Here is a 22,804-nt window from a genome sequence, read left to right as displayed (position 1 = left end):
CGAGGAACAGCAGGTAGGCCGGCACCATATAGTCCGGCAGATGTTCTTTCAGGGCCGTCTTGATGTTTTCGCGCAAGGCCACTTGCGCGTCACCGGCAACCGCCGCCTCGGCATCGCCCGGCACGATATAGGCCACCAGTTGCTGGCCGTTGTCGCCATCCTGGGCCAGGACAAAGGCCTCACGCACCGCGGCCTGCTGCACCAGCCGCGCTTCGATTTCACCCAGTTCGATACGGAAACCGCGGACCTTCACCTGATGGTCGATGCGGCCGATGTACTCGATCACCCCATCGGCGCGATAGCGGGTCAGGTCGCCGGTGCGGTAGACCCGGCCACCGTCGCAGGAGAACGGGTTGGGCACGAACTTCTCGGCGGTCAGCCCCGGACGCGCCAGGTAGCCGCGGGTCACCCCCGCGCCGGCCAGGTACAACTCGCCGGCGCTGCTCACCGGCACCGGCTGCAGATCCGGACTCAAGATATAGCTCTGGGTATTGCTGATGGCCCGGCCGATATTGGCCTGGCCACCCGCTTCGCGGCGGGTGTAAGTGGAGTAAGTAGTGTCTTCCGAAGGACCGTAGAGGTCGTAGACGTGTTGCAGGCCCGGTTGCTGGTACAGGCTATCCACCAGCGCCTGCTTCAGTGGTTCCCCCGCCAGGTTGATGATCCGCACACCGGGCGGAATCTGCCCGCTGCGCTGCAAGGCGGCAATCGCCGACGGCACGGTATTGATCAGCCGCACCCGGTCGCGGTCCACCAGCTCCGGCAACTCCAGGGCGTTGCGCGCCAGGACGATAAAACCGCCGCTGGACAGGGTGACGAACAGCTCCCACACCGACAGGTCGAAGCAGATCGAGGTCGAGGCCAGCACCCCTTGCAGGTCATCGGCGCTGTACACCCGGCTCGACCAGTCGATCAGCGCCAGCACGTTGCGATGGGCAATCGCCACGCCTTTAGGCAAGCCGGTGGAACCCGAGGTGTAGATCACATAGGCCAGGTTGTCCGCGGTCGCTCGCGGCGCCGGGTTCTCCGGCGAATAGCCGTCCAGCCAGCCCGGTTGCGCATCCAGTTGCAGGGTTTGCAGGGACTCAATAGCCGGCAGCAGCGACAGCAACGCACTTTCGGTCAGCAGGATCTGTGCCTGGCTGTCGCGCAGCATATGGGCCAGGCGATCCTGTGGGTAATCCGGGTCCAGCGGCACATAGGCGCCACCGGCCTTGAGCACCGCCAACAGCGCCACGACCATCTCCGGGGTGCGCTGCATGGCCACGCCGACCCGCACTTCCGGCCCGACACCGAGCTCGATCAGCTTGTGCGCCAGGCGGTTGGCCCGGGCATTGAGTGCCTGGTAGTCCAGGCTTTGCCCAGCAAACAACAGGGCTTCGGCTTCAGGGTTTTTCCGCGCCTGGGCCTCGACCAGCTGATGCACACCGTGCTCGCTCGGGAACTCGACCGACGCCGGGGCCCATTCGTGCAGCAGCTTGTTCTGCTCGGAGGCCGCCAGCAGCGGCAAGTCCCCCAGGCGTTGCCGGGGTTGCTGGACAATGCCCTGCAGCAACTGCACCCAGGACTGGGCCAGGCGCTCGATGGTCGAGGGTTCGAACAGGTCGGTGGCGTAGGTCAGCGATGCCCAGAGACCGTCCTCGGACTCGAAGGTGTCCAGGCTCAGGTCGAACTGGGTACTGCTCTCCTCGCCACTGAGCATCTCCACCTGCAAGCCGGGAACCTCCAGGCCCCGGGCGCCCTGACGGGCAGCGGCCTGATGGTTGAACAGCACCTGGAACAGCGGGCTGTAGCTCAGGCTGCGCTCCGGGTTCAGGGCTTCCACCAATTGCTCGAAAGGCAGGTCCTGATGCTCCTGGGCTTCCAGGGCACGGCCTTTGATCTGGACGAGGAAGTCGCTGAAGCTCGATTGCCCGTCGACCTCGGCCTTGAGCACCTGGGTGTTGACGAAGAAGCCGATCAGGCGCTCGGTCTCGACCCGGTTGCGGTTGGCGGTGGGCACGCCAACGCGGATATCGGCCTGGCCGCTGTAGCGGTGCAGCAGCACCTGGAACGAGGCCAGCAACAGCATGAACAGGGTCACCCCTTCGCGCTGCGCCAGTTGTTTCAAGGCGCCCGGCAACGCGCCGTCCAGGCTGATGCCCAGGCGCGCGCCACGGTGGCTTTGCTGCAACGGACGCGGATGGTCCAGTGGCAGGTCCAGCACCTGGGTGCCGCCTTCCAGTTGCCGCAGCCAGTAGCCCAATTGCCGCTCGCGCTCGCCGGCGTCCATCCACTGCCGCTGCCAGGCCGCGTAGTCCGCGTACTGCACCGCCAGCGCCGGCAGCTCGGCCGGCTGCCCCTGGGCATGGGCGCCATACAGCTGGATCAGCTCCTCGACCATCAGTTGCATCGACCAGCCATCGGAGACGATATGGTGCTGCACCAGCACCAGCACATGCTCGTCCGCCGCCAGACGCACCAGGGTCGCGCGCAGCAAAGGCCCCTGGCGCAAGTCGAAGGCCTGGCGTACCTGGGTCTCGAGCACCTGCTGGATCAATTGCTCGGCGTTGCCGGCTTGCACCAGCAAGGACAGGTCCTGTCGCTCGATCCGCAAGCGGGCCTGGGCCTCGATCACCTGGGTCAGGCCCTGGGCGCCCTCGACAAAGCGTGTGCGCAGGGTTTCATGGCGAGCGATCAGCGCATCGAAGCTGCTCTGCAACGCCGCCTCATCCAGGGCGCCGCGCAGGCGCAGGGCCATGGGGATGTGGTAGGCGCTGCTGTCGGCATCCAGTTGCCAGAGGAACCACTGGCGCTCCTGGGCATAGGAGACCGCCAGGGGCTGCTGGCGATCCACCAGGGGAATCGCTTCCAGCGCTGCCGAGGTATCCGCTCCCAGCAGGCGCACGAAGTCTTCCAGCGACTCGCCTTCGAAGAGCCGCTTGAGCGGCGCCTCGATGCCCAGGTCCTGGCGCAACCGCGACATCACCTGGGTGGCGAGCAGCGAGTGGCCGCCCAGTTCGAAGAAGTTGTCGCTCAGGCCGACCTGTTCCAGCTTCAGCACCTGGGCCCAGATCCCGGCCACCTGCGCTTCAAGCTCGGTGCGCGGGGCCACATGGGCGCGCTGCAGCAAGCCGCTGTCGACGGCGGGCAAGGCGCCGCGATTGAGCTTGCCGTTGGCGGTCAGCGGCAAGGCCGGAAGGAACAGCACGTGGGCCGGCACCATGTACGCCGGCAGATGCTCGCGCAAGCCGGCCTTGAGGTGTTCCCGCAGCGCCAGTTGCGCGTCGGCCTGGGCCGCGTCGTTCCAGGCCAGGTCGTTCCAGGCCGGACCGGCCGGCACCACATAGGCCACCAGCTGCGGACCGTCCGGCCCTGCCTGGGCCAGGACCACCGCCTCGCGCACCGCCGGCAGTTCCAGCAGGCGTGCCTCGATCTCACCCAGCTCGATACGGAAGCCGCGAATCTTCACCTGATGGTCGATGCGACCGATGTAGCCGATCGAACCATCGGCCTGGTAACGCGCCAGATCGCCGGTACGGTACAGGCGCTCGCCCGCCTCGCCGAAGGGGTCCGGGACAAACCGCGCGGCGCTCAGGTCGCCGCGGTTCAGGTAGCCCCAGGCCAGCCCGGCGCGCCCGACATACAGCTCACCGATGCAGCCCTTGGGCACCGGTTGCAGGTTGCCGTCCAGCAGGTACCAGGACATGTCGGGGATCAACTCGCCGATCGGGCTGGCCCCCGCCAGCGTCAAGTCCGCCTGGGACAGCGGGCGGTAGGTGACGTGCACCGTGGTCTCGGTGATGCCGTACATGTTCACCAACTGCGGCTGGCGGTCGCCGAAACGCTGGAACCAGGGTTGCAGGGTATTGACCTCCAGGGCCTCGCCGCCGAACACGATGTAGCGCAGCGCATGCCCCTGCCCGGCGGCGCAGGCCACGTGCATCAGCTGGCGGAAGGCCGACGGCGTCTGGTTGAGCACCGTGACCCCTTCGGCGCAGAGCAGCGGGTAGAAATCCTGGGCCGAGCGCGCCACCTCCTGGGGCACGATCAACAGGCGCCCGCCATGCATCAGGGCGCCAAAGATCTCCCACACGGAGAAGTCGAAGGCATAGGAATGGAACAGGCTCCAGACATCCTCCGGGCCGAAGCGGAACCAGTCGGCGGTCGCCGCGAACAGCCGCAACACATTGTGATGGGGCTGCAAGGTGCCCTTGGGCTTGCCGGTGGAACCCGAGGTGTAGATCACATAGGCCAGGTCCTGTGGGGTCATCCCGACCTCGGGGTTGTGCACCGCGTAGGTGTCCAGTGGCTGCTCGAGCAACAGGGTGGTGCCGGCAAATGCCGGCAGCCCCTGGCGCAGATGTTCCTGGGTCAGCAACAGCCTGATGCCGCTGTCCTGCATCATGTGTTGCAGGCGGTCCTGGGGATAGGCCGGGTCCAGCGGCACATAGGCACCGCCGGCCTTGAGGATCGCCAGCAAGCCGATCAGCATCTCCAGGCCACGCTCCGCCGCCAGGCCCACCAGCACATTGGGCCCCACGCCCTGTTCGATGAGCTTGTGCGCCAGGCGGTTGGCCCGCTCATTGAGCTGCCGGTAGTCCAGGTGCTGGCCCTGGAACGTCAGGGCGATGGCCTCGGGCGCCTTCGCCGCCTGCGCCTCGATCAACTGGTGCACGCAGGCCGTCGAGGGGAATGCCTGCGGCTGCGGATTCCACTGGGAGATGATCTGCGCCTGTTCCCCGGCGTCGAGCATGGGCAGCTGGCCAATGCGCTGCTCTGGCTGGCGGACCATGCCCTGCAGCAACTGGCGCCAGTGGCCGGCCATCTGCTCGATGGTCGCGGCATCGAATACATCGGTCGCATAGATCAGCGAGGCGGCGATCCGGCCCTGGGTCTCCACGGTGTCCAGGGTCAGGTCGAACTGCGCCGACTGCCCGGCCGAGTCCAGGGCTTCGATGCTCAGGCCCGGCAGGCTGAGGGCGCCCGCTGGAGCCGCGGCCTCGACCTGATGGTTGAACATCACCTGGAACAGCGGGTTGTGGCTCAGGCTGCGCTCCGGTTGCAGCGCCTCCACCAGTTGCTCGAAAGGCAGGTCCTGATGGGCCTGGGCCGCCAGGGCGGTCTGCCGCACCTGCTGCAACAGCTGGCTTACGGACATCTGCCCGTCGACCTCGGCCTTGAGCACCTGGGTGTTGACGAAGAAGCCGATCAGCCGTTCGGTCTCGACCCGGTTGCGGTTGGCGATGGGCACGCCGACGCGGATATCGGCCTGGCCGCTGTAGCGGTGCAACAGGGTCTGGAACGAGGCCAGCAACAGCATGAACAGGGTCACCCCTTCGCGCTGCGCCAGGCTGCCCAGGGCTTCACTCAAGGGCTGCTCCAGGGTCAGCTCCAGGCGCGCGCCGCGATGGCTCTGGACGGCCGGACGCGGACGGTCCAGCGGTAGTTCCAGCAGGGGCTGCTCGCCCCCCAGCTGCGCAGTCCAGTAGGCCAGCTGGCGTTCCTTCTCACCGGCTTCCATCCAGTTGCGCTGCCAGATGGCGTAGTCGGCGTAGTGGATCGGCAGCGGCGGCAGCTGGGGTTGTTGCCCCTGGCTGTAGCCGATGTAGAGGGCCATCAGTTCATCCACCATGACCTGCATCGACCAGCCATCGGAAACGATGTGGTGCTGGGTCAGGACCAGCACATGGTCGTCCTCGGCCAGCTGCAACAGGCCGACCCGGAGCAAGGGCCCTTGCAGCAGATCGAACAGCTGCCGGGTCTGGGCCTGCACGAAGCCCTGCACCGCCGTGTCGATCTCGCGTTCATCGGCCGCCAGCCTCTGGCGGGCGATTTCCAGGCGCACCTCGGGCAGCACCACTTGCAGCGCCGCGTCGGCATCCTCGACGAAATGCGTGCGCAGGCTTTCATGGCGGGCAATCAGGGTGTCGAAGCTGCGCTGCAAGGCCTCCACGTCCAGCCGACCACGCAGGCGCAGGGCCTTGGGAATGTGATAGGCCGTGCTGTCCGGCGCCAGCTGCCAGAGAAACCACTGGCGTTGCTGGGCATAGGAAAGCGGCAGGCGCTCCTGGCTCAGGCGCACCTGCGGAATCGGCAGGTTGGCCGGGGAAATGCCCTGCTCCAGCATCTTCTGCAGGTAGACCTTGCGCTTCTCCAGCGGCAGCAGGATGAAGCCTTTGACAATCTTCAACGCGGTGGCGTTATCCATTACACGGCCTCCATTTCGTCGAGCAACAGCTCCAGCGCACTCAGGTCGGCGCCCTGTGCCTGGCCCGGGGCCTGCTGCAACTGGCTGACGAACAGCCCCAGGGTTGGAAATTCGAACGCCATCTGCACACTGACTTGACGCCCAAGCTTGAGCTGGACTCGAGAGACCATCGCGGTTACCAACAAGGAATGCCCACCTGATTCAAAGAAGTTATCGTTCATGCCCACTTGCTCGACTTCGAGCACCTCGGCCCAGATCGCCGCGACCTGTTGTTCCAGCTCGCTCTGCGGCGCGACATAGGCCTGCTGCAGCAGGCTGGCGTCGGCCTTGGGCAGCGCCTTGCGGTCCAGCTTGCCGTTGGGGCTCAGCGGCAACGCTTCCAGGAACAGCAAATGGGCCGGCAGCATGTAGTCCGGCAGCACTGCCTTGAGCGCCGCTTTCAGTTGTTCCCGCAGCCGGGCCTGATCGTCCTGGCTGTCTGCGCTCACACCCTGGGCGGCCACCAGATAAGCCACCAACTGCGGACCACCGGCCGCGTCCTGGGCCAGCACCACGGCTTCGCGCACTTGCGGTAGCTCCAGCAGACGGGCTTCGATCTCGCCCATTTCGATCCGGAAACCGCGGATCTTCACCTGATGGTCGATACGCCCGGCATAGTCGATCACGCCCTCGGCGTCGTAGCGCGCCAGGTCACCGGAGCGGTACAGGCGCCCGCCGTCCTGGCTGAACGGATCGGGAATGAAACGCTCCGCCGTCAGGCCTGGGCGATCGTGGTAACCCCGGGCCAGCAGGTCGCCGCCGATCATCAGCTCGCCCGTGGCGCCCTTGAGGGTCAGGTTGCCGCTGTTGTCCAGCAGGTAGATGGAGCGGCCCGGCAGGCCCTTGCCCAGGGGGATCTGGCTCGGCAGGGTTGCACCGTCCTGCAGGTAGCCGCTGCAGTCATGGGCGGTGACACTCACCGTGGCCTCGGTGGGCCCGTAGGTATTGAGCAGGCACGCGTGCTTCAGCCCGGCCTTTTTCCAGGCGGCCACGCCTTCGGCCGCCATGGCTTCGCCGCCCAGGTTGAGCTGGCGCAGGCGCCCGAAGTCACGGGGTTCGCGGCTGGCGTAATCCTTGCCGAGCATGAACCAGTAGGCGGTGCTCAGGTCGACGATGCTGATGCCCTGCCCGATCAACTCGCGGTAGAAGGTTTCGCTGTCCCACAGCTCTTTGCCGCGAATCACCACCGAGGCGCCGCAGATCAGCGCCGGGTATAGCTGCTCGACGAAGGCGTCGAAGTTGAAGGTGGAGAACTGCAGCCCACGGTCCTCGGCGGTCATCTTGAAATAATCCCGGGAAACCTGGGCGTGCTGGCTCAAGGCGCCGTGGCTGATATCCACGCCTTTGGGCCGGCCGGTGGAGCCGGAGGTGTACATCACGTACGCCAGATTCTCCGGATTGCTGCGTTGGGCCGGATTGCCCCGGTCATCGCCAGCCAGCCATTCCTGGCCCTGATCCAGGCACAGGTGCGGCACCGCTACGCCATCCTGCAAGCGTTGCAGCAGTGGCGCCTGGGTCAACAGCAAGCGGATGCCGCTGTCCTGCATCATGTAATGCAGGCGGTCCTGCGGGTATTCAGGGTCCAGCGGCACGTAGGCGCCCCCGGCCTTGAGCACCGCCAGCAGGCCGACGATCATGTCCAGCCCACGCTCCACGGCGATGCCGACCCGGACATCCGGGCCAATGCCCCGCTCGATCAGCTTGTGGGCCAACTGGTTAGCGCGCTGGTTGAGCTGGCCGTAGCTCAGTTGCTGGTCGCCACACAGCAGCGCCACCGCATCCGGGGTGCGTTGGGCCTGGGCTTCGATCAACTGCTGGACGCACTGCGGCGCCAGGTCTCGCGCCGGGGTCCGGCTGCGCTGCTCGTCGATCAGCCGGCGCTCGGTGGCGCCGAGCAACGACAGTTCGCCGAGGCTGCCCTGCGGATTCGCCAGCATGCCCATGAGCAGTTGCTCCAGGTAGCCGGCCAGTTGCTGGATATTCGCCTGGGCAAAATGCTCCCGGGCATAGCTGTAGTCGAAGGACAGGGTCTGCCCCAGGTAGACCGACAGGGTCAACGGGTAGTTGGTCTGCTCATGGTTGGCCGCCGTGCCGAAGCTCAATTGCGCCGGGGCGCCTTGTGCCAGGGCTTCGGACACCGGGTAGTTCTCGAACACCAGGATGTTGTCGAACAGCGCCTCGCCACCCAAACCGGCCCAGCGCTGCACTTCATACAACGGTGTGTGTTCGAAGTCGCGCAGGGCCAGGTTGCGTGCCTGCACCACCTGCAGCCAGTCGCTGGCGGCCATGTCCGGACGCGGCGAAGCCACCACCGGCAGGGTGTTGATAAACAGGCCGATCTGCTGCTCCACGCCTTTAAGCTCCGCGGGACGCCCGGACACCGTAGCGCCGAACACCACTGTGTCCTGCCCGGTATAGCGTTGCAGCAACAGCAGCCAGGCAGCCTGCACCAGGGTGTTGACCGTGACCTTCTGCTGGCGGGCGAACTCGCTCAAGCGTTGGGTCTGTTGGCCGTCCAGTTGCTGCTGATAAGCCCCGTAGCCTTGGTCCGCGACGCTCTGCCCAGCACTGCGGTTGATGGCCTGGGCCAGGCGGGTCGGCTCGTCCAGGGTCGCCAGTTGCTGTTTCCAGAAGGCCTCGCCGAGCTGGGCGTCCTGGCGTTGCAGCCAGGCGATGTAGTCGCGATAGCGGCCAGGCGCCGCCCCTGCCGATTGCCCCGAGTAACCTTGCAGGACTTCCCCCAGCAGCCGCGAGTTGCTCCAGCCGTCCATCAGGATGTGATGGTTGGTGTAGATCAGGTGATAGCGCTGGTCATCGAGACGCACCAGGGTCAGGCGCAGCAAGGGCGCCGCCGCCAGATCAAAACCGCGCTGGCGCTCCTGCCCGGCCAGGGCGTCCAGGTCCTGGGCCGCCGATGCCACGGCGCGCCAGTCATGCTCGACAAAATCCAGGGCCATGCGCTTGTGCACCACCTGGATCGGCGCCGGCAACTCGCCCTGCCAGAGAAAACCGGTGCGCAGGATATCGTGACGGTCGATGGCCGCTTGCCAGGCCTGACGGAAACGCTCGGGATCGAGCCCCTCCACGTCCACCCGCAGTTGGTTGATGTAGTCGCCGCCCTGTTGCTCATACAGGGTATGGAACAGCATGCCCTGCTGCATCGGCGACAGCGGATAGAGGTCCTCGACCTGGGGCAGCGGCACGGGCAAGCGATCCAGTTGCTGCTGGCTCAGGCGTGCCAACGGGAAGTCCGATGGGGTGACGCCACGGTGCTGCGGCTGGCTGCAATGCTCGATCAGCGCCTTGAGTTCCTCGGCATAGTCATCCGCCAGGCGCTGGATGGTCGCGGCGTCGAACATCTGTGTGCTGAAGGTCCAGCCCAGCTTCAACTGACCGCCATAGACCTGGCCATTGATGCTCAGCCAGTTACCCAACGGGGCCTCGGCACTCTGGTCTGCGCCCTTGGCTTCGGCACACGGGGCGAACCAGGCATCGGCCTCGTCGAAGCTGGCGTCGAACTGGCCCAGGTAGTTGAAGGTGATGCGCGGTACGGCCAGGGCCGCGAGGGTTGCCTGGGCATGGGCATCCCCCAGGTAACGCAGGGCGCCAAAACCGATGCCCTTGTTCGGCACCGCGCGCAGTTGCTCCTTGATCTGCTTGATCGAGTCGGCCAGGGCCGCCTGCGGCGTCAGCTTGACCGGGAATACGCTGGTGAACCAACCCACGGTACGGCTCAGGTCGATGCTGTCGAACAGTTCTTCACGGCCGTGGCCTTCCAGTTGCACCAGGGCGTTGGCGTCACCGGTCCAGCGGGTGATGACCCGGGCCAGGGCCGTCAACAGCAGATCGTTGATCTGCGTGCGGTAGGCCGCCGGGGCGTCCTGCAACAGGCGCTGGGTATAGGCCTGGTCCAGCTCGGTGCTGACGCTCAGGGCATCCTTGATCGCGACCCGGTCCGTTACCCGGTCGCAGGGCAGGCCCGATTCGACGCCTTGCAGCTGGGCCTGCCAGTAAGCCAGTTCCTGTTGCAGCGCCGCGCTTTGGGCATAAGCCTGCAACTGCCCGGCCCAGGCCTGGGTCGAGCTGGTCTTGGCCGGCAGCTTGATGGTTTGCCCGGCCGCTTGCTGTACCAGGGCCTGCTGCAGGTCTTCCAGCAGCACCCGCCAGGACACGCCGTCCACCACCAGGTGATGGATCGCCAGCAGCAGACGCTGGCTGCCGTCCTGCAAGGTCAAGAGTACGGCGCGCAGCACAGGCCCCTGTTGCAGATTGAGGCTGCGTTGCGCCGCGTCGCACAGGGTTTGCAGCGAATCTTGAGTCGCGTTGTCCGCCAGCCACAGCACCGCATCGGCTTGCATCGCGGCCAACGGTGCCGAAGTCACCGGCGCCGACGGCGCATAAGTCGCGACCCAGCCGGCCCCCTCTTCGACGAAGTTCAGGCGCAGGCCGTCGTGGTGTTCGAGCAAGGCGTGCAAGGCTTGCTCCAGCGCCTGGGCACTCAGGGTCTTCAGCGGCTTGAGCAGCACCGACTGGTTCCAGTGATGACGTTCCGGCACCGGGGTGTCGAAGAACCATTGCTGGATCGGCAGCAGCGCCATCTCGCCGCGCACCGGGCCCTGGTCGATCTGCAACCCGCCCTCGCCCTGCTCCGCCACCGTGGCCAGTCCCTGCACCGTCTGGTGCTGGAACAGGTCTTTCGGGGTAAAACGAATACCGGCCTGACGGGCACGGCTGACCACCTGGATCGAGATGATCGAGTCGCCACCCAGTTCGAAGAAGTTGTCGGTCACGCCGACCTGTTCCAGCTTCAGCACATCGGCCCAGATGGCGGCGATCTGCTGTTCCAGCTCGTTTTGCGGCGCGACATAGGTCTGCTGCATCAGCTGTGCATCGACCTTCGGCAACGACTTGCGGTCCAGCTTGCCGTTCGGCGTCAGCGGCAGCGCTTCGAGGAACAGCAGGTAGGTCGGCACCATGTAGTCCGGCAGGTTTTCCCGCAGTCGGGCCTTGATGCTTTCCCGCAGTTGCGCCTGGCGTTCGTTGCTCGAAGTAACCTGCGCGTCCACCGGCACGATATAACCCACCAGTTGCTGGCCGCTCGGCCCTGGCTGGGCGATCACCGCCACTTCCAGCACTGGGTCTTGCTCCAGCAACCGCGCTTCGATTTCACCCAGCTCGATACGGAAACCCCGCACCTTCACTTGATGGTCGACACGACCGACGTACTCCACCAGGCCGTCAGTGCGATAACGAGTCAGGTCGCCGCTGCGATACAGCCGTGCACCGCTGGTGCTGTAAGGGTCGGGAATAAAACGCTCGGCCGTCAGCCCCGGCCGATCCAGATAACCCCGAGCCACGCCCAGGCCGCCCAGATACAGCTCGCCCGCCACGCCCACCGGCAGCAGGTTGAGGTTGGCATCGGCGACGTAGGCGCTGCGATTGCCGACGATATTGCCGATCGGCGCATAGGCCGCATCGCACGGATCGCCAGCCTTGGCCTTCCAGATCAGCGGGGTGACCACGGTTTCGGTCGGGCCGTAGCCGTTGAAGATGTACTTCGGCCGCAGCGCCCGCCAGGCCAGGTCATAACTGGCCTGGGGAACCGCATCACCGCCGAAGCAATACACCCGCACCGCCGGCGGATTGCCGTCGCGTTCGGCGTGCACCGCCAGCTGTTGCAGGTACACCGGTGGGAACACGCCGACGGTGACGCCATAACGGTGCATCTGCTCGTAGGTAAATTCCGGCGACCACAGGCTGTCATCGCGGATCAGCACGCTGGCGCCATAGATCAGCGGGTGCATCCAGCCTTCGTGGGAGCCATCGAAAGCGAAGGACATAAAGTGCAGTTCGCAATCCGCCGGGCTCATTTCATAGCGCTCGCCGGTGGCCAGGCTGTGCATCGCCAGCGGACCGTGGGACACCGCCACGCCTTTGGGCAGGCCGGTGGAGCCGGAGGTGTAGATCACGTAGGCGAGGTTTTCCTCGGCCAGGGTCACCTCCGGGCTGGTCATAGGGTAAGCCGCAAAGTCAGCCGCGCCTTCGACGCTGAGGGTCGGCAAACCATCGGGAATCGGCAGGCGATCCAGCAGATGGCTCTGGGTCAGCAGCAACCAGGCACCACTGTCCTGCATCATGTAGCGCAGGCGATCCTGGGGGTATTCAATGTCCAGCGGCACATAAACCCCGCCGGCCTTGAGCACGGCCAGGAAGGCCACCATGATCTCCGCGCAACGCGGCATGGCAATGGCCACCCGGACTTCCGGACCGACTCCCAGCTCGATCAGCTTGTGCGCCAGCTGGTTGGCCTGGATGTCCAGCTCGCGATAGCTCAGGCGCTGCTCGGCGAAGAACACCGCCGGCGCCTCTGGCGCCCTGGCCGCCTGGTCGGCGAACAGTTGGTGGACAAAGCGGTTGGTGGGGTAAACCACCTGGGTGTGATCCCAGTCCTGGCGAATCCGCCCCTGCTCCTCCCGGCCCAGCATCGCCAGCTCGCCAATCGCCTGTTGCGGTTCGAGCATGCCTTGCAGCAGGTTGCGCCAGTGATCGGCGAAACCTTCGACGGTCGACACCTCGAACAACTCACCGGCATAGATGAACGATGCGTTGATCCCAGCGTCGGTTTCCAGGGTTTCCAGGGTCAGGTCGAATTGCGCGGTACCGCCCTGCAGGACCATTTCCTCGGCGTGCAGGCCCGGCAGGCTGGCGCCGTCGGCGCTTTCCCCGGCAATGCTCAGGTGGTTGTACATCACCTGGAACAGCGGGTTCTGATCCAGCGCGCGCTGGGGCTTGAGCGCATCCACCAGGCGGTCGAACGGCAGGTCCTGATGGGCCTGGGCGGCCAGGGCCGTGGCCTTGACCTGACGCAGCAACTGCCCCACCGCCAGGCTCGGCGCCAGCTCGACGCGCATCACCAGGGTGTTGACGAAGAAGCCCATCACGCCTTCCATTTCCTGGTGGCGACGGTTGCTGACCGGCACGCCGATACGGATATCGGGCTGGTCGCAATAGCGGTGCAGCAACAGGGCGAACGAGCCGAGGAACAGCTGGAACAGGGTCATGTCGTGCTCGCGCGCCAGGCGCCGCAAGCCCTGCTCCAGGTCCACCGGCAGACGCAAACCCAGGCGCTCCTGGCGATGGCTCACCAGGGCCTGGCGCGGATGGTCCACCGGCAGTTCCAGCACCGGGTGTTCCAGCCCCAGCTGCTCGCGCCAGTAATCCAGTTGCCGCTGCTGCTCGCCCTGCTCGAGCCAGGCCCGGTGCCAGCTGGCGTAGTCGGCGTACTGCACGCTCAATTCATCGAACTGCGGGGCCTGCCCCTGGATGAACCCCCGGTAGAGGGCGACGAATTCCCGGGCCAGCACACTCATGGAGGCGCCATCGGAAATGATGTGGTGCAGAGTCACCACCAGCAGGCACTCCTGCTCGGCGATCTGCAGCACCCGGGCCCGGCACAGGGGGCCGTGCTCCAGGTCGAACAGCACCTGGGTTTCTTCCAGGGCCCTGGCCTCGACCGCCTCGCGGGACAGGCCCGGGGCCAGGCGCTCCCAGGCCAGGGGAATTTCACCCTGGGGGTGCACCACCTGGCACAGGCTGTCCTGGTGCTGGGTAAAGGTGGTGCGGAAAGCTTCATGGCGCAGCGCCAGGGCGTCGAAGCTGTGCTGCAACGCCTGCCGGTCCGGCACACCCTGGAGCCGGACCACGATCGGCGTGTGGTAGGCGGTGCTCTGCGGGTGCATCTGCCAGAACAGCCATTGCCGCTGCTGGGCATGGGAAGCCGGCAATGGCTCGTCGCGCCCTAGCGCCTCGATCAGCGACAGCGAACCGGCGCCAACACAGGCCTGTACCTGCTCGACGAACTCATCCAGGCGCGCGGTCTCGAACAGCACCCGCAGCGGCACCTCCGCCGCCAGCAACCGGCGGACCCGGGAAATGATCTGAGTGGCCAGCAGCGAATGCCCGCCCAGGGCGAAGAAGTTATCGCTCAGGCCCACCCGCTCGACCTTGAGCACGTCCTGCCAGATCGCCGCGATCTGCTGTTGCAACTCGCTGACCGGCGCGACGTATGCGGCCACCGGTGCCTGCGGTTGCACCGGCGGCAAGGCCCGCAGGTCGAGCTTGCCGTTGGCGGTCAACGGCATGCCTTCCAGGGCCACGAAATGCATCGGCAGCATGTAGTCGGGCAGCGCCACCGCCAACTGCCGGCGAATCTCCTGCCAGGCCGCTTCCGGCTCCTGAGCGCTGGCCTTGGCCAGCACCCCATAAGCCGCCACTTGCGGCTCGTCGGCCACGCTGACCACCTGCGCCACGGCGTCCTCGACCTGCGGCAACTGCTTGAGCGCCGCGGTGATTTCCCCCAGTTCGATGCGGTAGCCGCGAATCTTCACCTGATGGTCGATGCGCCCCAGGTAATCGATGACCCCGCCATCGAGGTAGCGCGCCAAGTCACCGGTGCGGTACAGCCGCTGCCCGTCGGCACTGAAAGGGTCGGGAACAAAACGCTCGGCGGTCAATGCCGGCCGGCGGTGGTAACCCCGCGCCAGGCCGGCACCGCCCAGGTACAGCTCGGCCGGGGTGCCGGGCGCCACGGGTTGCAGCGAGGCATCCAGCACCCGGGCGCGGACGTTGGCCAGCGGCTGGCCCAGGGGCACCACCGCCAGGGCCTGGTCCACGTCAGCGGCAGCCATGGTCAGGGCGCCGACCGTGGTTTCCGTCGGGCCGTAGTGGTTGAACACCGCGCACTGCGGCGCCAGGGCCCGAACCTTGCTGACCAGCGTCGCCGGGCAGGCTTCGCCGCCCAGCACCAGGCACTGCCTTGGCAGGGCGCGGGCCGGCTCCGCGCCGCTCATCAGCGCCTGCAAATGCGAAGGGACGATCTTCAGTACATCGATCTGCCGGGCGTCCAGGTAGGCCGAAAAGGCCTCGGCATCCAGGCCGGTATCCAGGTCGATCACATGCAGGCAACTGCCGGAGCACAGGGCGCCAAACAGCGTGGTATGCCCCAGGTCGGCGGCGATGGTCGAGACCACCGCCATGTTGCGCGCGGCCCCCAGCGGCAGGCGCGCCAGGATCGCCTGCACGTAGTTGGCCAGGGCCCCGTGGGTGATGGTGACGCCCTTGGCCGCCCCCGTGGAACCGGAGGTGTAGATCGAATAGGCCAGGTGCCCGGCCTCGACCTGCGGCAGTGGCGCCTGCGAATCGCTGGCCGGCGCCCAGCTGTCCGGCTGGTCGAGCAACAGCACGCTGACCCCGGCCGCCAGCGGCAGCCGCGCCTGCACCGCGGTCTCGCTCAGCAGCAGGGCAACGCCGCTGTCTTGCAGCATGTAGCTCAAGCGCTGCTCGGGGTATTGGGCATCCAGGGGCACGTAGGCGCCGCCGGCCTTGAGCACCGCCAGCAGGCCCACCACCATCTCCAGGGAGCGCTCCACGGCGATGCCCACCAGCACCTCGGGGCCCACGCCACGCTGTACCAGGGCCGCAGCCAGGCGCGCGGCGCGCTGATCCAGCTGGCGATAACTCAGGCACTGCTCGCCGAACACCAGGGCCGGCGCCTCGGGCCGCACGCGCACCTGCTCGGCAAACAGCTCGAGCACCGAAGCGGCGACGAATGCCTCAGGCGCACCAATCCCCTGGGCCAGGGTGGCCTGGCGTTGCTCGGCGTCGAGCAGTGGCAGTTCGGCAATCGCCGACTGCGGCTCACGCACCATCGCCCACAGCAGGTTCTGCCAGTGGCCGGCCATGCGTTCGACGGTCTGTTCCTCGAACAGCTGGCAGTCATAGGTGAAGGCAGCCTGCAACCGGCCGCCGCGTTCGAAGGTGTCCAGGGTCAGGTCGAACTGCACCGTACGCTCGTTGCGCGCCAGGGCCTGCACTTCAAGCCCGGAACGGCTGCGCAGGGTGGCCAGCTCGGTGACCTGCGGCTGGTGGTTGTAGAGCACCTGGAACAGCGGGCTGTGGCTCAGGCTGCGCTCGAGTTGCAGGGCCTCCACCAAGCGTTCGAAAGGCAGCTCCTGATGGGCCTGCGCCCCCAGGGTGGTCTCGCGGATATCGGCCAGCAGTTGCTCCACCGTCAAATGCGGGCTCAACTCGCTGCGCAGCACCTGGGTGTTGACGAAGAAGCCGATCAGCCCTTCGGCTTCCTGGCGCGTGCGGTTGGCGATCGGCACGCCGACACGGATATCCTGCTGGCCGCTGTAGCGTGCCAGCAGCAGCTTGAAACCTGCCAGCAGCACGGCGAACAGGGTCACCCCCTGCTGTCGCGCCAGGGCACCCAGTTGCTGGGCCAACGGTGGCGCCAGCTCGAAGTCCAGGCGCCGCCCCTGGCGGCTGGAACGGGCCTGGCGCGGATGATCGGTGGGCAGCTTGAGCACCGGGTGTTCGTCCCCGAGCTTGGCCCGCCAGTACGCCAGCTGCCGCTCCTGCTCCCCGGCTTCCAGCCAGCTGCGCTGCCACAGCGCGTAGTCGCGGTACTGGATCGGCAGGGCCGGCGCGCTCGGCGCCTCGCCCTCGAGCAGCGCGTCATAGGCTTGCAGGAACTCCTCGATCAGCACGCCCATGGACCAGCCGTCGGCGACGATGTGGTGCAAGGTCAGCAGCATGACGTGCTCCTGCTCCCCCAGCCCCAACACGCAGACCCGCAACAGCGGCCCCTGCTGCAGATCGAAGGGCCGGCGCGCCTCGGCGTCGGCCCGCTGCCGTACGCTGGCTTCGCGCTGCGCGGGGTCGAGGTCGCTCAGGTCCTGGTAATCGATGCTCACCTGGGTCGCCAGGACGACCTGCCGCGGTTCGTCCTGCTCCAGGCGGAACACCGTGCGCAGGCTTTCATGGCGCTCCAGCAGCCAGTCGAAGGCCCGGGCCAGCACCGCCCGATCCAGCGGCCCGCTCAGGCGTACCGCGTTGGGCAGGTTGTAGGCCGCGCTCTGCGGGTCCAGTTGCCAGAGAAACCACATGCGCTGCTGCGCGTAGGACAGCGCCTGGCGATCAGGCACAGCGACCCCCGCGGGAATCGGCAGCAGAGAGAAGTCGACGCCTTCCTTGTCCAGAGCCTTCAAGAACAGCCGGCGCTTTTCCAGCGGCAGTTCAATGAATCTACGGGCGAGCTTCAAGGAGTCTTCGGCATTCATCGGGGGGGGCATCCGTACTTGCTTGTGGGGTATCGAGCATTGGCTCGGTCATCCCTACGGAACGGATGAAGGCCCGGGAAAATTAACCCCGCGCGCCATGCCAGCCACCCTCCCCCGGCGCCGCCCAGGAGCCGCCGACCAGCGGCGCCGACGCTAAATCGGACCCGCCGCCTTTCGTTCCTTGCTTATCCCCCCTTGCACAGGTATCCGCCCATGTCCTCCGCCCAATCGCTGACCGACATCCTCACCCAAGGCTTGCGCAAACTGACGGGCATCGACCGGCCCAGACCCAAGGGCTACCGGGTGATCAACGTCGAGCTCAAGCAACGCATCGTCCTCAGCCCGTCCCTGGTGCGCCTGGTGTTCGCCGGCGAGGAGATCGCCCAGGCCCGCGCCCTGGCCCCGGACCAGCGCATCAAGCTGTTGTTCCCCGGGGCCGACGGCAGCGTTCCGCAACTGCCGGTGGAAGGCGACTGGCACGCCGCCCGGCGCAAGCTGCCGGCCGAGCAGCAGCCACCGATGCGCACCTACACCATCCGCGCCCTGCGCCTGCAACCGGCGGAACTGGATGTGGACTTCGTGCTGCACGGAATCAACGGCCCCGCGTCCAGCTGGGCCACCCACGCCCGGCCCGGCGACCGCCTGCAGATGGTGGTGCCGAACAAGGCCTACAGCGGCGACCCCGGCGGTTATGAATGGATGCCGCCGGCGGGGATCCGCAAAGTGCTGCTGATGGGCGATGAAACCGCCCTGCCGGCCATTGCCGGGATTCTCGAGGAGCTGCAGGCCTATCCGGATTACCCGGACGTGCAGGCGTTTATCGAAGTGCCCCACGAAAGCGACTGCATCGACCTGCGCTGCAACCCCCAGACCCGGCTCAACTGGCTGCCGCGGGACCTGTTGGGCGCCCAGCATGGCGAAACCCTGATCCATGCCGCCCGGGAGCTGGCCGAGCTGCCGCCGCCCAACACGGCACAGCGGCCGATCAAGCTGCACGAGGGCGACGAGGAACAACGGCCCTGGGAGACCGCCACGCCGGCCGACAACAGCTTCTATGCCTGGGTGGCCGGCGAGTCCGCCACGGTGATGAGCATTCGCCGCCACCTGATCAACGAGCGTGGCCAGGAACGCCGCAACCTGACCCTGATGGGTTACTGGCGCCTGGGCACGTCGTTGGGCTGATAGATCTGCCTGGGCCTTGAGAACGCCGCGGCCGTGCCGGCCGATCGCAGCCTGCGGCAGCGGCTACACCCATTCCTGTAGCCGCTGCCGAGCCCGCGAGGCTGCGATAAGGTCCGCAGGGCCTTGCTTGACGATCTTGCGATGGAGCCACCGAGAACGCCGCGGCCGTGCCAACCGATCGCAGCCTGCGGCAGCGGCTACACCCATTCCTGTAGCCGCTGCCGAGCCCGCGAGGCTGCGATAAGGCCCGCAGGGCCTTGCTTGACGATCTTGCGATGGGCCACCGAGCGCCGCGGCCGTGCCGGCTATTCGCAGCCTGCGGCAGCGGCTACAGGGCGGTCGCTGCTTCGGATTGCAGGTGACGCCGACGATGCACCTCAAGGTGGCCCTTGATCAGGCTCAGGACCTTGGTTTCGTGCTCGTGAATGAAGAAGTGCCCGCCCGCCAGCATGTCCACCGAGAAGCTGCCCTGGGTCTCCTTGCTCCAGCCAATCAGCTGTTCGGTGGTGGCCCGGTCGGCCTTGCCCCCCAGGACATGCACCGGGCAGTTCAGCAACGGGCGCTGCAGCGGGCGAAAACGGCCACACAGGAGAAAGTCGGCGCGCAGGATCGGCAGGGTCAGGCTCATCAATTCCTGGTTGGCCAGCACCTCTTCACTGGTGCCGTTGAGGGTACGCAGCTGCTCGATCAGTTGTTCGTCGGTCTTGGGGTCGGCAAAACCCCGGTCGTAGTCGGTGCGCAGGGTCGGCGCCGCAGTCCCCGAAGCGAACAGCGCCACCGGCTCCGGACAACCCAGGGCCCGCAGGGCGTGGGCCAGCTCGCAGGCCAGCAGCGCCCCCAGGCTATGGCCGAACAAGGCATAGGGCATGCGCAGATTGGCGCGGATTTCCACCGCCAGTTGCCGCGCCAGCTCGCGCATGTCGGTGTGCAGCGGCTCGGCATAACGGGCGCCACGCCCGGGCAGCTCCACCGGCGCAAGGTGCAACCATTGCGGCAGCTTGCGCCGCCAGCGGCTGTAGACCATGGCGCTGGCTCCGGAATACGGCAGGCATAGCAGCGTCAGCTGGGTCACGGTGTTCCCCTTGAAAAAAATGATGGTAAAGACTGGACGTGCCACCTGAGCGGCAAATTAGTAGCCGCCACCGGCCTGACGCTGATCTGCAGGAGCAGCCGGTCGACGCTCGATTGCTCGCGATGAACCTGAGAGCGCCACGTTTATCCAGCCAATACATCGGTATCGTTAACGACCATCGCGAGCAAGCTTCGCTCCTACAGTAGATCCCCTTCGCTGACCGATCGGCATTGGATCATCCGCCCCCATAAATTTCCCGGCACAGCCTTCGTTCCAGTCGCAGATCAAACCAACCGACAAGAGAGACCGCCGTGGACGTGCAGAGCATTCTGTGTCCACCTCGCTGTCGGTGAATTTCTGGGTCAACTCCGGGCGCGGCGGGTAAGGCTCAGGCAACCGCCGGCTGGCCGCGGGTCAGTCGGCGGCAGCTCTGCACCGCCGCCCCCAGCACCACCACTGCCGCCGCCTGCGCCACCCAGAAGCCGCTGCGCGCGCCAAAGGCATCCACCAGCCAGCCGGAACTGGCGGCGCCGATGGCCACGCCGATGCTCACCCCGGTGACCAGCCAGGTCAGGCCCTCGGTGAGCTTGGCCGGTGGCACGATGTTCTCGACCAGGGCCATGGCGACGATCAGGGTCGGGGCGAAGAACAGGCCAGAGACGAACACCGCCAGGGACAGGCCGAGGATATTGCTCGCCAGCAGCAATGGCAGGGTGGTCACGGCGGTGGCGATGCCGCCGTACATGAACAGTCGCGGCAGCGGGATATTCAGTTTCAGCGCGCCGAAGGCGATACCCGCCAGGCAGGAGCCGATGGCGTACACCGACAGCACGATGCTCGCCGCCGCGGGTTGCCCCTGCTGCTGGGCGAACGCCACGCTGACCACGTCCACCACGCCGACGATCATGCCCATGGCGATCATCAGCAACACCAGCAACTGCAACTCCAGCGACCGGATGATCGACGCGTCGTGCCCGGCCTCATGGGGATGCACCGGTGGCTCGGTCGCCCGTTGCGCCACCAGCGCGGTGACGCCGATCGCCAGCAGCAACAGCGCCGCCAGCGGCCCGGCCTCGGGGAAGGCCGCCACGCACAGCCCCACCGACAACGGCGGGCCGACGATAAAGCACACCTCATCGAGCACCGATTCCAGGGCATAGGCGGTCTGCAACTGTGGCTGGCCGCGGTACAGCTCGGTCCAGCGGGCGCGGATCATCGCCGGTATGCTCGGCATGCAGCCGGCCAGGGCGGCGAACAGGAACAGCGTCCAGTGCGGCGCCTGCAACCGGGTGCACAGCAGCAACGCCAACAGCGCCCCGCCGCCCAGGCCGGCGGCGATCGGCAGCACCCGGCCCTGGCCAAAACGGTCGACCAGGCGCGACACCTGGGGCGCGCAGAAGGCCGTGGCCAGGGCGAAGGTCGCCGCCACCGCACCGGCCAGCGCGTAACCGCCCTTGAGCTGGGCCAGCATGGTGATCAGGCCGATGCCGGTCATCGACATCGGCATCCGCGCAATCATCCCCGCCACCACGAAAGCGCGACTGCCGGGGGCCTTGAACAGTTCGCGGTAAGGGTTTGCCATCGTCATCACACCTTGTCTGAGGCTTGCCAGAAATGCACCGCAAGACAAAAATACATACGGCGCGTACGTGAGAAAGCATGAGAACATACGCGGCGTATGTCAATCCACCTGTCAGCTGTGTGAGTGTCCGCCATGAGCCCGCGTCAACGCGCCGAGATGATCGAAGAAACCCGCAGCAAACTCATCGCCAGTGCCCGCCAGGCCTTTGGCAGCCTGGGTTATGCCAACACCTCGATGGACGACCTGACGGCCGAGGCGGGCCTGACCCGAGGTGCCTTGTACCACCATTTCGGCGACAAGAAAGGCCTGCTGGCAGCGGTGGTGGAACAGCTCGATGCCGAGATGGACCAGCGCCTGGAGGCGATCTCGCGCGACACCGACGACCTCTGGGACGCCTTCGTCCAGCGCTGCCGCACCTACCTGGAAATGGCCCAGGAAGCGGAGATCCAGCGCATCGTCCTGCAGGACGCGCGCGCGGTACTCGGGGACCTGACCGAGGCCAGCGAAGAACAGTGCGTGGCGTCCTTGAGCACGCTGCTGGATGAGCTGATGCAGGCCGGCCTGGTGGTCAACGCCCCCAGCGAAGCCCTGGCGCGCCTGATCAACGGCAGCCTGCTCGACGCCTCGCTGTGGATCGCCCGCGACGAGCATCCGGGGCAACGCTTGCAGCAAGCGCTGGTCGGCCTGCAGGCACTGTTGCAGGGCTTGCGGGTGCGCTGAGCCCTGGCTCGGAAGATCTTCTGGCAGCCGTGACCGGCCTCCTCGCTCTCGTAGGAGCGAGGCTTGCCCGCGACAGAGGCAACGCGGAATGCCGGATGTACCGCGTCATCCTTCATCGCGCGCAAGCTGCGCTCCTACGAAAGACGACCAGGGTGCCTGCCGCAATGCGCGGCCGCTGTAGCCGCTGCCGAGCGCAGCGAGGCTGCGATCGAGGCCGAAGGACTCGCCAGGTAGGCACCGCGTTTCCCCAGATCCTACGAGGTGTCAGGCTTAGCGGCCCTCCGGGCCGATCGCAGCCTCGCGGGCTCGGCAGCGGCTACAGAGGTGGCGTGTTTTACCCGCGCGAGCGGTTCGCGGCAACGGCGGTTTGCGGGCAGAATAGGCCGCCCCGGCCCTCTCAAGGATTCCCATGCGCCAGGTGCTGCTGATCATCGATGTGCAACCCACGTTCAACCCGCCGGACTGGCTGGTGGACGGCATCAACGCCCTGCTCGGCCAGTTGCCCTCGGTGGCCACCGTCGAACGCCATGATGAAAGCCGCACGCCCTTCGTCCGCCAGCTCGGCTGGCAACCCGCCGCCGATGACCACAGCCTGGTCGCCGCCGACCGCGTCTTCATCAAGCACGGCTACGCCCCCACGCCAGAGACCATTGCCTACCTGCGCAGCCTGGGCCCCGAACGCGTGCTGGTCTGCGGCATCCAGACCGACACCTGCGTGCTCGCCGCCGGCTTCGCCCTGTTCGACGCCGGCCTGCAACCGACCCTGATCACCGACCTGACCCTGGGCTCGTCACTGGACCGCAGCGGGCAGTTGGGAGTGCGGTTGTGGCAGCACCATTTCAAGCACCTCACGACCAGCGCCGAGCTCACTTTCCTGTAGCCCCTGACTGAGGTGT

General features: G+C 66.7%; 7 protein-coding genes. 3 read left to right on the top strand and 4 right to left on the bottom strand.

The genetic code is table 11. The features are described from left to right. The coding region (locus DK261_RS01935; RefSeq protein WP_110175250.1) for a non-ribosomal peptide synthetase at positions 1–6,190 on the bottom strand (6,190 nt) is incomplete at its 3' end. Further along, a complete protein-coding gene (locus DK261_RS01930) occupies positions 6,190–17,352 on the bottom strand; it encodes a non-ribosomal peptide synthetase (protein WP_110175216.1) in 11,163 nt (3,720 codons plus the stop codon). The genes DK261_RS01935 and DK261_RS01930, both read right to left, overlap by 1 nt. A gap of 213 nt (positions 17,353–17,565) precedes the next feature. Here DK261_RS01930 and DK261_RS01925 point away from each other — a divergent pair, with 213 nt between their 5' ends. Next, positions 17,566–18,534, top strand: a complete 969-nt coding sequence (locus DK261_RS01925) for a siderophore-interacting protein (protein WP_009049999.1) — start codon at positions 17,566–17,568, stop codon at positions 18,532–18,534. A gap of 328 nt (positions 18,535–18,862) precedes the next feature. On the opposite strand, the gene DK261_RS01920 is transcribed toward DK261_RS01925, so the two are convergent. Then, positions 18,863–19,606, bottom strand: coding sequence for a thioesterase II family protein (locus DK261_RS01920; RefSeq protein WP_110175249.1), 744 nt, complete (start codon positions 19,604–19,606; stop codon positions 18,863–18,865). A 388-nt stretch (positions 19,607–19,994) separates the two neighbouring features. After that, the gene (locus tag DK261_RS01915) at positions 19,995–21,188 is read right to left on the bottom strand and encodes an MFS transporter (RefSeq protein ID WP_009050001.1); all 1,194 of its coding nucleotides are present in this window, start codon (positions 21,186–21,188) and stop codon (positions 19,995–19,997) included. Positions 21,189–21,320: 132 nt separating this feature from the next. Between DK261_RS01915 and DK261_RS01910 the strand changes: the two genes are divergently transcribed. Both DK261_RS01910 and DK261_RS01905 read left to right on the top strand, forming a co-directional pair. Further along, a complete protein-coding gene (locus DK261_RS01910; protein WP_101282959.1) occupies positions 21,321–21,908 on the top strand; it encodes a TetR/AcrR family transcriptional regulator in 588 nt (195 codons plus the stop codon). Between the two features lie 409 nt (positions 21,909–22,317). After that, positions 22,318–22,788 (top strand): isochorismatase family protein, encoded by a 471-nt coding sequence (locus tag DK261_RS01905; protein ID WP_101282961.1) that lies wholly within the window; start codon positions 22,318–22,320, stop codon positions 22,786–22,788. The last annotated feature ends 16 nt before the right edge of the window (positions 22,789–22,804 follow it).

This window comes from Pseudomonas sp. RW409 (assembly GCF_003184125.1).
GTDB lineage: Bacteria > Pseudomonadota > Gammaproteobacteria > Pseudomonadales > Pseudomonadaceae > Aquipseudomonas > Aquipseudomonas chlororaphis_I.
This window is presented reverse-complemented; position numbering and strand designations above follow the sequence as displayed.